Source organism: Aeromonas sp. LsrichE-8G, from assembly GCF_022869435.1.
Lineage (GTDB): Bacteria > Pseudomonadota > Gammaproteobacteria > Enterobacterales > Aeromonadaceae > Aeromonas > Aeromonas caviae.
This window is the reverse complement of the sequence record NZ_JALIHH010000309.1, coordinates 1-293: the sequence shown is the minus strand read 5'-3', so window position 1 is coordinate 293 and position 293 is coordinate 1. Positions and strand designations below refer to the sequence as shown.

The following is a 293-nucleotide window of genomic DNA, read 5'->3' as shown; positions in this document are numbered from 1 at the left end:
TAAAATTAATAAATCACGCCATGCGGCCTACGTTTTGCACGTACATTTGGTGTTTATTACCAAGTATCGAAAGCCGATACTGGGGGATCTGCATCACGCTTCATTCGGTCAGTGTGCGGCAGAGGTTTGCAGAGATTTTGGTGCGGCACTGAAAGAGTGTGACGGAGAGGCTGATCATGTTCACATGCTGATAGAGTACGCGCCAACGGTGCAGCTATCGGTACTGGTGAACTCGTTAAAGGCGGTCACATCAAGGCGACTGCGTAATGAATTTCTGGACTTGAGAGGTGCTT

The 293-nt window shown here is 48.5% G+C and carries 1 protein-coding gene; it reads left to right on the top strand.

Translation table 11 applies throughout. The annotated features are described in order from the left end of the window. Positions 1-293, top strand: a 293-nt coding sequence (gene tnpA, locus MUW49_RS21710) for an IS200/IS605 family transposase (RefSeq protein ID WP_244813252.1), incomplete at both ends; no start/stop codon positions are given.